A 13,083-nucleotide genomic window follows, 5' to 3' on the forward strand; every position below is an offset into this window, starting at 1 on the left:
GGTTCCTCCCGGGCTTACAGGCCCCATTTATACCCGTAGCCCCAGACCGTCGTGATGTAGGTCGGGTTTGCGGTGTTATCCTCGATCTTGATGCGCAGGCGGCGGATGTTCACATCCACGATCTTGAGCTCACCGTCATAATCGCGGCCCCAGACCGAGGTGAGAATGTCTTCCCGCGACAGGACGCGGCCGGGGTTCTGCATGAACAGCTGCAGAATGGCGAACTCCACCTGCGTGAGCTTGATGCGGCGGCCGCTCTTTTCGAGTGTGCGGTTGCGCAGGTTGAGCGTGAACGGCTCGTGGACGATGACTTCGGGATCTGCCTCGGCCGCGCCGCCGATGCGGCGGTAGAGCGCGTCGATGCGCGCCGTCAGCTCGGCGGGGGAGAAGGGCTTGGTGACATAGTCGTCCGCGCCGGTCATAAGGCCCGTGACCTTGTCCATCTCCTGCGTGCGCGCCGTGAGCATGATGATGCCGATGGCCTTGTTCGTCGCACGGATGCTGCGGCAGACCTCGAAGCCGTCGATATCCGGCAGCATGATGTCCAGAATGGCCACGCCGGTGTCCGGGTTTTCCTTCAGGCGCTCAAGCGCCTCGCGGCCGGTCCCGGCCTCGATGGCCTCATAGCCCGCCCGCTTGAGATTGATGACGACGAAGCTGCGGATGCTGACCTCGTCCTCCAGAATCAGTACCTTTTTCATGCTTCTCTCCTTTTCCTGCCTTCCGCCGAGCGGCGGAGACTGCAACGGGGATCGGTCAGGACGTTGTAACGTCGCCGGTCTTCCAGTCGTTCTGAATAAAATGGAATTGCGTGCGGATGGCATCGGCCGTGATGCCGAGCGCCACGGCGCGGCGTGCCAGACGGCAGACATAGACCGTCTCGCCCTTCTGCGTCAGGACCTGCCAGCCGTCTCCAAGTGCGCTGAGGTCCGATGCGGACAGGGCGGCAATCGTCAGAAGCTCCTCAGTGCTGCCGCCGGCTTCCCACAGAAAGCGGTAGCCGAGCGTGCTGCCTGCCACGGCGCTGCGTGTGAGCACGAGGTGCTCCTGCCACAACGTCGGGATCTGCAGATACCAGCCGCCCGTGTGGCAGTGGAATGTCAGCAGCTTCTCGTCCCGGGAACCGTCGAGGTGCAGATTATACCAGCTGACAAGGTACTGATCCTGCGAGCTGGCATCATAGTCGAGCGACGGCATGGGGCAGAGCATCGGCAGCTCGATCAGGCCGTCCTTGTCGATGTCGCCGCCGTAAATGTAGTAATCACGCAGGGTCTGCACGTCGGTGTTGGCGTCCTCCGAGCGGGAGAGGTTGGTGAACACCCCGTCGCGGAAGACGAAAATATCTGTGATCAGGCTGCCGTCGCTGTATTCCGAGGCGACGAAGACCGCTGCGACGTTCCGGCACATATAGCCCGTCAGAATGCGCTTGACGGACGAGACAGCCACAGACATCGAGACCTCGCGCTCACGCTTGAGCTGACCGTCGGCCCAGCAGTACAGCTCGGCAATGCCGTTCTGCGAATCGCCGCCGCTGTGCAGCACAACGATCTCCTGCCGGCTGTCCGCGTCCAGATCGGGCGTGACGAACTCAGCGTATTCCGTGCTCATCAGCTCGGTCAGCGTGCCGCCGCGCAGGGAATAGACATTCATGAGCTGCGGGACCTGATCGCTGATCTGGCGGCCGACAACGAGCTCATAGCCCGGCTGGTCGTCGAACGCAACATAGGAGACATGGTGGAACGCGCTGCCTGCGCCCTGCACGGATGCAGCCAGCGTGAAGGCCTCGTTCTGCCGGTCAAAGACATAGATGCCGAGCGGAAGCTCGCCGGTCGTTTTGCAGTAGACGACGGCTTCGTCCTCACCGTCGCCGTCGAGGTCGACCATCTGCACGACCTGCTGGTTATCGCCGGAGACCGGCGGGGCATAGACCGCACCGTCCGGCAGGGCCAATTCGATGGCGTTCTGCAGGTCATAGTATTCCTCTGACTGCTTCGGAACGGCGTAAAGTCCCTCTTCGGGCTCCAGAAAGCACCCGCCGAGCAGCAGGCAGGCCAGCAGCAGGGGAAGGAAGCGGATGCATTTCTTCTTCATCGGGTGCGTTCTCCTTTCGCCGATATTCTCCATCCAATATTATAACATAAATCGTAACCATTGTGTAGTGGGTCTGTCATTTTTGTGGGCAAAATTTCGGCCGGGCCGGGTCATTTCAGCACGACGGAATCCTCACCGAGCAGGGCGCGCAGCTCCTGCAGCATATCGCCGCGCAGCCCGCACTGTGTGCCGCGGCGGACGCCCGTATCCGCAAAATACAGGACGGCCGCCACATTGCCGGGGAACATGTTGAGCGTGGCGCGGACCTTGCCGAACAGCGGCGACTGCTCCGACGGCAGGCGCAGATACAGCCGCGAGGCCTGCAGGACCGCCTGCTCCTGCGCAGCGGGGCGCGGCGCGGCGGCCATGGGCGGCGGAGCCTGCTTTGTGAAGGACTCAAGCGGGTCAAAGCGATTGACCACGAGCTGCGGGGCCTTTTCGTCGCGCACGGAGATGCGGCCCTCGGCTACGACGGCGGCGTTTTCCGTCAGCAGACTGCCGCTGCGTTCGAGCACGTTCGAGAACGTCAGCAGCTCCATCGCCGCCGTGTCGTCCTCCAGTGTGACATAGGCCATCATGGATCCGTTGCGGGTCGTCTTGCGGCGGATCTCCTCGACCATGCCCGCGATGCGAACGTTCTGGCCGTCGTGGAAGAAGCCGTCGTTCTCTTCAAACGACTGCAGGATGCGCAGCACGGGCGTGACGCCCGCCGCGCGCAGCCGCGTGCGGTATTCGTCGAGCGGATGGCCGGAGAGATAGAGGCCGACCGTCTCCTTTTCCATCTGCATGAGCTCCGCCGGGCGCAGCGGGGGGAGCTTCGGCGCGGGAATCTCCGGCATGCCGCCGTCCTCCGGGCCGAAGAGCTGCAGCTGCCCCTCGAGATTGCGGCGGTAGGTGTCCGCCGCGGCGTCGAGCACCATTTCGTAAATGGCCAGCATCTGCCCACGGCCCATGCCGAGGCCGTCCATCGCGCCGCATTTGATAAGGTTTTCCACGGCGCGCTTGTTGAGGTCCGAGCCCTGCATACGGCGGGCAAAGTCCTCCAGCGAGACAAAGCGGCCGTTTTCCGCGCGCTCTGCCATGACCTGCCGGATGAGGCCGCGGCCAATGTTCTTCACGGCCCCGAGGCCGAAGCGGATGCCGTCCGGCTCCACGGTGAACTTATCCTCCGAGGCGTTGATGTCCGGGTGCAGCAGGCGGATGCCCATGTCGCGGCAGTCGGCGATGTATCCGGCTGTCTTCGTGGAGTTGTCCAGCACGGATGTCAGCAGCGCCGCCATATATTCGCGGGGATAGTGGCACTTGAGATAGGCCGTGTCATAGGTGACCTTGGCATAGCATACGGCGTGCGCCTTGTTGAAGGCGTAGTTCGCGAAATCCAGAATTTCCTTGTAAATGGCCTCCGCCGCCGTCTCAGACACGCCGTTTGCGATCGCGCCGGGGATGCCGCGCGCGGCGTCACCGTGGACGAAGGTCTGCCGCTCGGCGATGATGACCTTTTCCTTCTTTTTGGAGATGGCGCGGCGCATGTTGTCCGCCTGCCCGAGGCTGTAGCCGCCGAGCTTGCGGAAGATCTCAATGACCTGCTCCTGATAGACGATGCAGCCGTAGGTCACGGCGAGGATCGGCTCGAGCTGCGGGCAGAGATAGGTGATGCGCTCCGGGTGGGATTTGTTTTCAATAAAGCGCGGGATGGAGTCCATGGGGCCCGGGCGGTAGAGGGCGACGATGGCGGTGAGGTCCTCGATGGACTGCGGCTTCATGTTGACACACACGCCCGTGATCCCGGCGGATTCCAGCTGGAAAACGCCCGCCGTCTTGCCATCACCCAGCATGGCGAACGTTGCAGCGTCGCCGTCCGGCAGCCGCTTGAGATCAAAGTCCGGCTCGCGGCGGCGGATGGCGCGGGCGGCGTCGTCGAGGATCGTCAGATTGCGCAGGCCGAGAAAGTCCATTTTGAGAAGGCCAAGCTCCTCGATGGTCGTCATGGTAAACTGCGTGACGATGGTCTCGTCGTTGCGCGCCAACGGCACATAGTCGCTGACGGGATTTGCCGTGATGACGACGCCTGCGGCGTGCGTCGAGGTGTTGCGGGGCATGCCCTCGAGGCCGCGCGCCGTGTCGACGAGCTTTTTGATGCGCTCGTCGCTCTCGACCATTGTGCGCAGCTGCGGCGAGATGCGCAGCGCCTCGTCGAGCGTCATGTGCGGCGTGGCGGGAATCTGCTTGGCCACGGCATCCGTTTCGGCATACGTCAGGTTCATGACGCGGCCGACGTCGCGGATGGCGGCGCGGGCGGCCATGGTGCCGAACGTCACGATCTGTGCCACATGGTCCTTGCCGTATTTGCCCATGACGTAGTCGATGACCTCGCCGCGGCGGAGCTGGCAGAAGTCCGTATCGAAATCCGGCATGCTCACGCGCTCCGGGTTCAGAAAGCGTTCGAAGATAAGGTGATACTGCATGGGGTCCATCTCGGTGATGTGCATGCAGTAGGCTGCGATGGAGCCGGCGCCGGAGCCGCGCCCCGGCCCGACCGGGATGCCCTGCTCCTTGGCCCAGCGGATGAAATCCGCCACAATGAGATAATAGTCGACATAGCCCATCTTCTCCACGACGGACATCTCGTATTCCAGCCGCTCACGGTAGCCCGCAGGGGCATCCGGGTAGCGCTCACGGAAGCCCTCATCGCACATGCGGCGGAAATACGTCAGAGAATCGCTCCCGTCCGGGGGCGTGAAGGCGGGCAGATGATAGTGGTTGAATTCAAATTCGACCTTGCAGCGGTCGGCAATGCGCTGTGTGTTTTCCAGCGCCTCCGGCAGGGCGGGGAAGAGGGCGCGCATCTCGTCCTCGGACTTCAGGTAGAACTCCTGCGTCTCAAAGCGCATGCGGTTCGGGTCATCGAGCGTCTTGCCGGTCTGGATGCACAGCAGCACATCCTGCAGCTCACTGTCCTCGCGCGTGAGATAATGCGCGTCGTTCGTCGCCACGAGCGGAAGGCCCGTCTCCTGCGCGATGCGCAGCAGGCCGCGGTTGACCTCACGCTGCTCCGGAATGCCGTGGTCCTGCAGCTCCAGATAGAAATGCTCCGGGCCGAAAATGCCGGAAAGCTCCAGCGCATAGGCCTTGGCTCCGTCATAGTCCCCGGCGCGCAGCCTGCGCGGGATCTCGCCCGCCAGACAGGCCGACAGAGCGATCAGACCCTCGCTGTGCTGCCGCAGCAGGGCGAGGTCTACGCGGGGCTTGCCGTAAAAGCCCTGCAGGAACCCCATGGAGACCAGATAGCTCAGATTGCGGTAGCCCGTTTCGTTTTCGCACAGCAGGACCAGATGGCGCGCGTCATTGTCCACACCGTGGACGCGGTCTGCCATGGTGCGCGGTGCGACATAGACCTCGCAGCCGATGATGGGCTTGATGCCCTCGGCCTTTGCAGCACGATAAAAGTCGATCACGCCGTACATGACGCCGTGATCGGTGATGGCCAGCGCAGTCTGGCCCAGCTCTTTGGCGCGCGCAGCAAGCCTGCCAATGCGGCATGCGCCGTCGAGCAGACTGAATTCGCTGTGGACGTGAAGATGTACGAATGCCATGAGGCAGCCTTCCTTTCTCGGAAAAGCGCGGCGGTCACGCCGGGCCTTCTTCGGTCGTCTCCGTGCCCTCTGCCGCCAGAGTCAGCAGCTTGCGCATGCGGTGGTTGACGGTGGACTTGCTGGTGGGCGGCTCGTGAAGCTCTGCCAGCTCGGAGAGCGTGGCCTCCGGGTGCTCGCGGCGCAGCAGGGCCGTCTGCAGGAGCTTTTCGGGCAGGGTATCCAGCCGCCCCTGTGCCTCGAGTGTGCGCAGCGCGGCAAGCTGCTCCTGCGCGGCGTCCACGGCCTTGGTGACGTTTGCGGTGTCGCAGTTCGTCTTGCGGTTGGCGTCGTTGCGCCAGTCCTTTTCAATCTTGGCCTGCATGACGGTCATGGCGCTGACCGGCGCGCCCATCAGGGCCAGCAGCTCCTCGATGGTCTCGCTCTGCTTGAAGTAGAGAATGCTGCTTCCCTTGCGCTCCGTCTGCTTCGGCGTCAGGCCCATCTCCAGCAGCAGCGTGCCCGTCTCGGCGCATACGCGCCGGTGCGAGGTGGAGAATTCCAGATGATAGCGCTTGGCAGGGTCTGTGACGGAGCCGCCCGCCAGAAAGGCTCCGCGCAGGAAGGCGCGGCGGCAGCAGTCATTTTCCAGCAGGGCAAGATTCACATGCAGTGCAAGGCTCGATTCGGCGGAAAAGCCGCAGAGCGTGAAAACATGCGAGATTTTTTCCGGGTCCTCCAGCACGAGCACGCGCTTGCCCTGCGCCTCCGGCTCCGGCAGCGCGTCAAAGCGCAGGCCGAATCCGCGCTGCAGCAGGCGCGGCAGCCGCGCGGCGAATTCCGGATTCTCCGTGACGATGCGGATGCACGAGGCACTGAAATGATTGGCATACAGGAGTGCGCCTAGCATCTCGGCCAGCGCGCAGCATTTTGCGCCCGGTGCCGTGCGGCAGAGCTCCCGTTTCACGTTGGCGGAAAAGGAGATCATTCGTTTCCCTCCCGGCTCAGATCGCGGTGGAAGACCGTGACGGTATGGCCATGCTCCCGCAGCCCGGCGGCCAGAAATTCTGCGCCTACTACGGAGCGGTGACGGCCGCCCTTGCAGCCGACGCCGACGGTCATGTCGTTGCCCCAGCCGCGCTCGGCATACAGGTCCGCCTGCAGGAGCAGCATGGCCAGCGCGTAGTTCAGTACGGTGCGGCTCTGCTCATTGTGCAGGATAAAATCGCGCACAGGGGCGTCCTGACTGCATAGTTCACGCAGCTCAGGCTCCCAATAGGGATTTTTCAGGCAGCGCAGATCGAATACCTCGTCAGCCTCCGGCGCGCCGTAGCGAAAGCCGAAGGAAAATATCGTAAAGCTCATGTGTTCCTCAGTCCCAAAGGCGAATTTCCGGCTCGAGCCGGATGCCGCTGTGCTCCAGAACGCGCTGCTGCACTTGACGGAGCAGCTCCAGCACGTCTGCGGCGGTCGCGCCGCCGCGGTTGACAACAAAGCCCGCGTGTTTTTCCGAGACCTGCGCGCCGCCGACCGTCAGGCCCTTCAGCCCGGCAGACTCGATGAGCGCGGCGGCATAGCCGCCCTGCGGGCGCTTGAAGGCGCTCCCGGCCGAAGGCAGGTCCAGCGGCTGCGAGGCGGTGCGGCGCGTCATCAGCTCGCGCATCGTCTCGCGGATGATGCCTGGGTCGCCCGGCTGCAGGGCAAAGCACGCCCGGACGATCACGCCGTCTGTATGCTGGAAGACGCTCGTGCGGTAGCCGAAGCCCTGCGAGACGCCCTCCCGCCGGACGAGCGTTCCGTCCGGCAGCATCTCCTGCGACCAGCGGCACACGGTGCGGATCTCGCCGCCATAGGCTCCGGCGTTCATATAGACGCCGCCGCCGACGGTGCCGGGGATGCCGTGGGCAAATTCCAGTCCCGTCAGGCCGTTGTCGCGGGCAAAGCAGGCGAGCCTTGCCATCGTGACGCCGGACATGGCCTCAATATGCGCTGCATCCGGCATGGAAAGGCCGGTCAGCGCGCCGCTCGTCACGATGACAAGCCCGCGCACGCCGCCGTCCGGCGCCAGAATATTCGTGCCTGCGCCGAGCAGACGCACGCGGATACCCTCCTGTGCGCTCAGGCGCAGCAGGGCCTGCAGCTCTGCAAGCGACGACGGGAAGGCCATCACCTCGGCGGGGCCGCCGATGCGGAACGAAGTGTGCGCCGCAAGCGGCTCCTCACGCAGCAGGCGGAGCCTGGGCAGCGCGAGGGAAAGACGGTCAAACAGATCCATGAGATATCCTCCAGAATATCAAAAAACAACAGGTCCATCCTCCGGCGGAATTTCCGCCGGGACGCGAACAGAAATCATTTCATTATAGTATACCACAGTCTGCCGTCCGCAGCAAGCCCCAGAACGCGGCGCATAAAAAATGGACCGCCGCAGGTCCTGCGGAGGTCCATATCAAAAGCATTTAGGCCAGCACCGCCCAATTCAGCGAGAACGTTCGGCGAAAAATAACCGGCGAAGGCCGAAGCTGCAATTGTACGGTGTTGCCTTAGAAGCTCTGCCCGGCCGTCTCGTCGAAATGGCGGTTGATCTGCTCCGTGAACTCCGCCGCGGCGTTGTAGCCCATCTTTTTCTGGCGGTTGTTCATGGCGGCGACCTCCAGAATGATGGCGAGGTTGCGGCCGGGGCGGACGGGGATGGTAATGGCCGGGACCTTCACGCCCAGCAGGTCCATATACTGCTCCTCGAGGCCAAGACGGTCGAAGATCTGCTCATTGCCGACCGGAACGATGTTCACGACGAGGTCAACGGTGGATTCGTCCTTGATGGCGGCCATGCCGAACAGCTTTGCCACGTTGATGACGCCGATGCCGCGGATTTCGATATAGTTGCGGATCAGCTCCGGCGACGTGCCGCGCAGCGTGTTCCCGGCGACCTTGCGAATTTCCACGGCGTCATCTGCGATCAGGCGGTGGCCGCGCTTGAGCAGCTCGGCTGCGGCCTCGCTTTTGCCGATGCCGCTTTCGCCCATGAGCAGCAGGCCCTCGCCGTAGACCTCAACGAACACGCCGTGGCGCGTGATGCGCGGGGCCAGCGCGTTCTTGAGGTAGGTGATGAGACTGGAGACGACATAGGACGTGGACTCGAGGCAGCGCAGGATGGTGATATCGTGCTTTTCTGCCATCTGCATGCACTCGGGCATCGGCTCAATGTTACGCGCGAAGACGAGTGCGGGGATGTGATAGGAGAAGAGCTGGTCGAAGGTCTCGGCGCGGCGCTCCGGTGTGAGCGAGTGAAGATAGGTCGCCTCGGCGTTACCGATGACCTGCAGGCGCAGCGGCTCAAAATGCGTAAAAAAGCCTGCCAGGGGCAGACCGGGACGCATGACTTCTTCCACCATGAGATCGATGCGATCGTAATCGCTGGATTCACGGGCAACGATGAGGTTAAATTCCTCCACGACCTGCTTCAGCCGAACGCTGTAGGAATTCATGGGCATGACTGCGATCCTCCTGCACCGGGCGTACAGGCCCGAAGATAATAATGTTATTATAACGGTTTCCGGTAGGTTTGGCAACCGTTTTTGCGCTTTTTTTCGAGCAAATTCGGGAAAATCGCCAAAAGGAAAATTTTTTTGCATTTTTTCGATTTTCCCCTTGCATTCTTGCGATTTCTTTGCTATTATGTATAGGCGTCTTTTAGCGCGATCTAGAGCGTGATTTTGCGATGATTGGAGGTGCAGCAATTGGCAAAGTGCGATTTTTGCGGCAAGGGTGTCACGTTTGGCATCAAGGTTTCTCACTCCCACAGACGTTCCAACCGTGCGTGGAAGCCGAACGTGAAGCGCGTCAAGGCTATCGTTGACGGCGCTCCCCGCCATGTTTACGTCTGTACGAGATGCCTCCGCTCCAACAAGGTTGAGCGCGCCATCTGATCTCAGCGTTATGGTACAAAAAAGACAAGCCTGCAGGCTTGTCTTTTTTTCATGCCCGCAGACCGGCACAAATCGGTCATGGCCGCAGGCGATTTGCGGTATAATTCGAGCAGAGAAATGGTTGAGCAGGAGAGAAAAACGGCGCCGGAAAACAGATCGGGGATCACGGACTCCGTTAAATTTGGGAACCGCTTCCGGGCAGGAGGCGGTTCCCATGCTCTTATCGTCTGCTGCGCGCATTTGCGGCATTTGTGGTGCCTTCAGAAGCCTCCGTCATGCCGCTTTCGGACTCGGTACGGCTGTCGTCCGTTGCGGCGGACGGCTCCGTCATGATTTCCGAAGCTGCCGTCGGGATGAGGGCGGATGGCTCCGTGCCGTCCACACGGCCGTCTGTCGTGTTCGGGACATTGCTGCGGCAGCCCGTGAGCAGCGCGGCGCATAGGGCGAGCGTCAGAAAGAGCAGAGCTTTGGTTCGTTTCATCGATCAAAATCCTCCTGATATTATGATTGTCCCGCTTAGTTTGCCCGGCTTTGCATGGCCTACGCAGGGAAATTTGTCGAAAACGTAAAATTGGGATTGATTCTTTTTGCATTGCCTTGTATAATGGGATGGTACGCCAAACTTTTTGCTTTGGCCCGTCTGCAGAGGCGGAGAAATGAAACAACATATCACCAACCGAAGGGGAAGCTGACATGAAGAAACTTTTCGTCAAGAAGGATGTTCCGTGCATGGCATGTCTGGAGTGCGTCCGCGCCTGCTCGACCGCATTTTATAAAGAGTTCCATCAGGACAAGGCCTGCCTGAAGATCGTTGAGCGCAACGGCAAGGTCCGCCCGATGACCTGCGTCCAGTGCGGCAAGTGTGCTGCGGCCTGTGAGCACGGTGCGATCACCCAGAATCCGAAGACCGGCGTGTACATGGTCAATAAGAAGCTCTGCGTTGGCTGCGGCAAGTGCGTGGAGGCCTGCCCGTTCGGCGTGATGCTGCAGGTTGCCGGTGCGCCCGCCGCCTCGAAGTGCATCGCCTGCGGCATCTGTGTCAAGGCCTGCCCGATGGAGGTCCTCGAGATCCGCGAGAGCTGATTTCGGATATCCGGTCTTATCAGCTTATTCAGAATCCCAAAAAACTGCCGTGCCGTTTTCCGGGCATGGCAGTTTTTCGTGCTTTCGCCCGGAAATATGGTTGAGAATCCGGGACCGATATGATATGATAACCAAAGAACACCGAAATATTGATATGGAGGTTATGAATCACTATGGCAGAAACCAAAAAGATCCCGGAACGTGCTGAGCTTGCACAGCAGGACAAATGGGCGATCGAAGATATTTACGCAACCGATGAGCTTTGGGAAGCCGACCTCGAAAAGGCGAGGGGCTATATTCCCAAGATCGCTGCGTTCGCGGGCCATCTGGGCGAATCCGCACAGATGCTGCTTGCCTATGCGCAGATGGAGGAGGAGATCGAGGTCCTTGCGAGCGACCTCGCGAATTACGCCATGCGCCGCGCGGATGAGGATGTGCGCGTTGCCAAGTATCAGGCGATGACCGGCCGCCTCATGAGCAGCTTTGTCGAGCTGAACGCAGCGGGCAGCTTTGCCACGCCGGAGCTCATGGCCATCCCGGACGAGACGTTTGAGGGCTTCTTCACCGCCTGCCCAGAGCTGGAGCGCTATCGCCGCTATCTTCTGGATATCCGCCGCCGCCGCGCCCATGTGCTCAGCCCGGCCGAGGAGAAGCTGCTGGCCGCTGCAGGCGAGATGGCTCAGGCTCCGGACAATATCTATGGTCTCCTGACGGATGCCGATATGAAGTTCCCGGACTGCACGGATGGCGAGGGCAACAAGCATCCGCTGTCCCACGGCACCTACATCTCCTACATGGAGTCCGGCGACCGCGCGCTGCGCAAGAGCGCCTTTGAGAATCTCTATCACACCTACGGCAGCTTTGGCAACACCATCGCCGCCGTGCTGGCCTCTCAGGTCAAACAGCTGCAGTTCTTCGCGCAGGCCCGCAAGTACGGCTCTGCCATGGAGGCTTCTCTCGATGTCACAAACGTTCCGACGAGCGTCTACACGAACCTCATCGAAGCCGTTCACAAGAATCTGGACAAGATGTACCGCTATGTCGATCTGCGCAAAAAGCTCCTTGGCGTGGACGAGCTGCATATGTACGACCTGTACTGCCCGCTCATTGAGGGCGTGAGCGGCCGCACACCCATCGAAGAGGCCAAGAAGACCGTATACGACGCGCTGGCTCCGCTCGGCGAGGACTACCGCAAGGTGCTGCAGCAGGGCTTCGACAACCGCTGGATCGACGTCTATGAGAACGCGGGCAAGCGCTCCGGCGCATATTCCGCAGGCGCGCGCGTCCATCCGTATGTTCTGCTGAACTACACCGGCACGCTCGACAGCCAGTTCACGCTGGCGCATGAAATGGGCCATGCCATGCATTCCTATCTCTCCAACCACAACCAGAACCCGCTCGACGCCGATTATGTGATCTTCGTGGCGGAGGTCGCCTCCACCTGCAACGAGGCCCTGCTCATGGAGTACCTCCTCGGCAAGACGACGGACAAGAAGGAACGCGCCTACCTCATCAACCACTTCCTTGAGCAGTTCCGCACGACGCTGTACCGCCAGACCATGTTCGCCGAGTTCGAGCTGAATGTCGGCCGCATGGCGCAGGAGGGCACGAGCCTTACGCCCGAGGTGCTCAATGCCGAGTATCGCCGCCTGAACCGCCTGTACTTCGGCGAGAACATCGTGCTCGACCACGAGATCGATACCGAGTGGATGCGCATCCCGCATTTCTACTACAACTACTACGTCTTCCAGTATGCCACCGGCTATGCTGCAGCCATCGCGCTGTCCCGCCGCATCCTGCGTGAGGGCGCGCCTGCTGTGAAGGACTACATCGGCTTCCTGTCCGGCGGCTGCAGCAAGAGCCCGATCGACCTGCTGAAGGGCGCAGGCGTGGACATGAGCACCACGAAGCCGGTTGAAGAGGCCCTGAGCCTGTTCGGCGAGCTCATCGGTGAGATGGAAGAGCTGATGAAAGACTGATGGAGATCTTCCTTCCTACGCTTCACACGTTTGAGAACAACAATATCTTTACCGGCAGCTGCGGCCTGCTCCGCTTCCGCATCGCTCCGACGGTCGTGATGGCCACGCCGAAGGAGGTCGATCTGGCTGCCAGCTCCATCCACGCCGAGCTGTGGCACGGCGAGCTGTGCTATGAGCTCAGCGAAATGGAACAGGAGCGGACCTTCCCCATGTCGGACGAGGGCCGCGCCGCCATGCAGCAGTGGCTGGAGGAGAATATCGAGCCAATCGAGCCAAAGACTGCGGAATAAAGGCAGCACCGCATGATTCAGCGAGAGCATTCGGCGAGAGATTTTTTGTCGAGACAAGGTTTGAAAAGTGCAGGAATACTTTGTGTACCCGCAAGGGGCATGCCGCATCCGTAAGGCGGCAAAGCCGCCAACGGCTGCGCAATAT

Annotated in this window: 12 protein-coding genes; 4 read left to right on the forward strand and 8 right to left on the reverse strand. The window is 61.4% G+C overall.

Annotated features, from left to right (window positions below):
- Positions 1 to 14: 14 nt before the first annotated feature.
- From WMO66_RS10455 to hprK, 7 genes are all read right to left on the reverse strand, one after another.
- Entirely contained in the window at positions 15 to 701 is a 687-nt protein-coding gene (locus WMO66_RS10455; protein ID WP_349136415.1) for a response regulator transcription factor, read from the reverse strand.
- A 55-nt stretch (positions 702 to 756) separates the two neighbouring features.
- Positions 757 to 2,091, reverse strand: a complete 1,335-nt coding sequence (locus WMO66_RS10460) for a hypothetical protein (RefSeq protein WP_349136417.1) — start codon at positions 2,089 to 2,091, stop codon at positions 757 to 759.
- 110 nt (positions 2,092 to 2,201) lie between these two features.
- Complete coding sequence (locus WMO66_RS10465; RefSeq protein WP_349136419.1) at positions 2,202 to 5,684, reverse strand: DNA polymerase III subunit alpha; 3,483 nt, start codon at positions 5,682 to 5,684, stop codon at positions 2,202 to 2,204.
- Between the two features lie 34 nt (positions 5,685 to 5,718).
- Complete coding sequence (whiA, locus tag WMO66_RS10470; RefSeq protein WP_349136421.1) at positions 5,719 to 6,648, reverse strand: DNA-binding protein WhiA; 930 nt, start codon at positions 6,646 to 6,648, stop codon at positions 5,719 to 5,721.
- A complete protein-coding gene (locus WMO66_RS10475; protein WP_349136423.1) occupies positions 6,645 to 7,025 on the reverse strand; it encodes a RapZ C-terminal domain-containing protein in 381 nt (126 codons plus the stop codon). Before WMO66_RS10475 ends, whiA begins: the two co-directional genes overlap by 4 nt.
- Before the next feature lie 7 nt (positions 7,026 to 7,032).
- On the reverse strand, positions 7,033 to 7,935 hold the full coding sequence (gene murB, locus WMO66_RS10480) for a UDP-N-acetylmuramate dehydrogenase (protein WP_349136424.1): 903 nt from the start codon (positions 7,933 to 7,935) through the stop codon (positions 7,033 to 7,035).
- 265 nt (positions 7,936 to 8,200) lie between these two features.
- Positions 8,201 to 9,151 (reverse strand): HPr(Ser) kinase/phosphatase, encoded by a 951-nt coding sequence (hprK, locus tag WMO66_RS10485; RefSeq protein ID WP_349136426.1) that lies wholly within the window; start codon positions 9,149 to 9,151, stop codon positions 8,201 to 8,203.
- A 246-nt stretch (positions 9,152 to 9,397) separates the two neighbouring features.
- Here hprK and rpmB point away from each other — a divergent pair, with 246 nt between their 5' ends.
- A complete protein-coding gene (rpmB, locus tag WMO66_RS10490; RefSeq protein ID WP_349136427.1) occupies positions 9,398 to 9,586 on the forward strand; it encodes a 50S ribosomal protein L28 in 189 nt (62 codons plus the stop codon).
- A 220-nt stretch (positions 9,587 to 9,806) separates the two neighbouring features.
- Here rpmB and WMO66_RS10495 read toward each other — a convergent pair whose 3' ends face one another.
- Positions 9,807 to 10,067 (reverse strand): hypothetical protein, encoded by a 261-nt coding sequence (locus WMO66_RS10495; RefSeq protein ID WP_349136429.1) that lies wholly within the window; start codon positions 10,065 to 10,067, stop codon positions 9,807 to 9,809.
- A 212-nt stretch (positions 10,068 to 10,279) separates the two neighbouring features.
- Between WMO66_RS10495 and WMO66_RS10500 the strand changes: the two genes are divergently transcribed.
- The 3 genes from WMO66_RS10500 to WMO66_RS10510 all read left to right on the forward strand — a co-directional run bounded on the left by WMO66_RS10500 (position 10,280) and on the right by WMO66_RS10510 (position 12,938).
- Positions 10,280 to 10,669 carry a 4Fe-4S binding protein gene (locus WMO66_RS10500; protein ID WP_349136431.1) on the forward strand — a complete coding sequence of 130 codons (390 nt, stop codon included), beginning with the start codon at positions 10,280 to 10,282 and terminating at the stop codon, positions 10,667 to 10,669.
- A gap of 173 nt (positions 10,670 to 10,842) precedes the next feature.
- Positions 10,843 to 12,648 (forward strand): oligoendopeptidase F, encoded by a 1,806-nt coding sequence (pepF, locus tag WMO66_RS10505; RefSeq protein ID WP_349136433.1) that lies wholly within the window; start codon positions 10,843 to 10,845, stop codon positions 12,646 to 12,648.
- Positions 12,648 to 12,938 carry a hypothetical protein gene (locus WMO66_RS10510; protein ID WP_349136435.1) on the forward strand — a complete coding sequence of 97 codons (291 nt, stop codon included), beginning with the start codon at positions 12,648 to 12,650 and terminating at the stop codon, positions 12,936 to 12,938. Before pepF ends, WMO66_RS10510 begins: the two co-directional genes overlap by 1 nt.
- Positions 12,939 to 13,083 lie beyond the last annotated feature (145 nt).

Source organism: Faecousia intestinalis (assembly GCF_040096185.1).
Taxonomy (GTDB): domain Bacteria; phylum Bacillota; class Clostridia; order Oscillospirales; family Oscillospiraceae; genus JAZOXB01.

Bases quoted from the DNA above. Each gene is read 5' to 3' on its own strand.
- WMO66_RS10465 (WP_349136419.1), bottom strand. From the start codon at position 5,684: ATGGCATTCGTACATCTTCACGTCCACAGCGAATTCAGTCTGCTCGAC.
- WMO66_RS10500 (WP_349136431.1), top strand. From the start codon at position 10,280: ATGAAGAAACTTTTCGTCAAGAAGGATGTTCCGTGCATGGCATGTCTG.
- WMO66_RS10510 (WP_349136435.1), top strand. From the start codon at position 12,648: ATGGAGATCTTCCTTCCTACGCTTCACACGTTTGAGAACAACAATATC.
- murB (WP_349136424.1), bottom strand. From the start codon at position 7,935: ATGGATCTGTTTGACCGTCTTTCCCTCGCGCTGCCCAGGCTCCGCCTG.
- WMO66_RS10495 (WP_349136429.1), bottom strand. From the start codon at position 10,067: ATGAAACGAACCAAAGCTCTGCTCTTTCTGACGCTCGCCCTATGCGCC.
- pepF (WP_349136433.1), top strand. From the start codon at position 10,843: ATGGCAGAAACCAAAAAGATCCCGGAACGTGCTGAGCTTGCACAGCAG.
- WMO66_RS10460 (WP_349136417.1), bottom strand. From the start codon at position 2,091: ATGAAGAAGAAATGCATCCGCTTCCTTCCCCTGCTGCTGGCCTGCCTG.
- WMO66_RS10475 (WP_349136423.1), bottom strand. From the start codon at position 7,025: ATGAGCTTTACGATATTTTCCTTCGGCTTTCGCTACGGCGCGCCGGAG.
- hprK (WP_349136426.1), bottom strand. From the start codon at position 9,151: ATGCCCATGAATTCCTACAGCGTTCGGCTGAAGCAGGTCGTGGAGGAA.
- whiA (WP_349136421.1), bottom strand. From the start codon at position 6,648: ATGATCTCCTTTTCCGCCAACGTGAAACGGGAGCTCTGCCGCACGGCA.
- WMO66_RS10455 (WP_349136415.1), bottom strand. From the start codon at position 701: ATGAAAAAGGTACTGATTCTGGAGGACGAGGTCAGCATCCGCAGCTTC.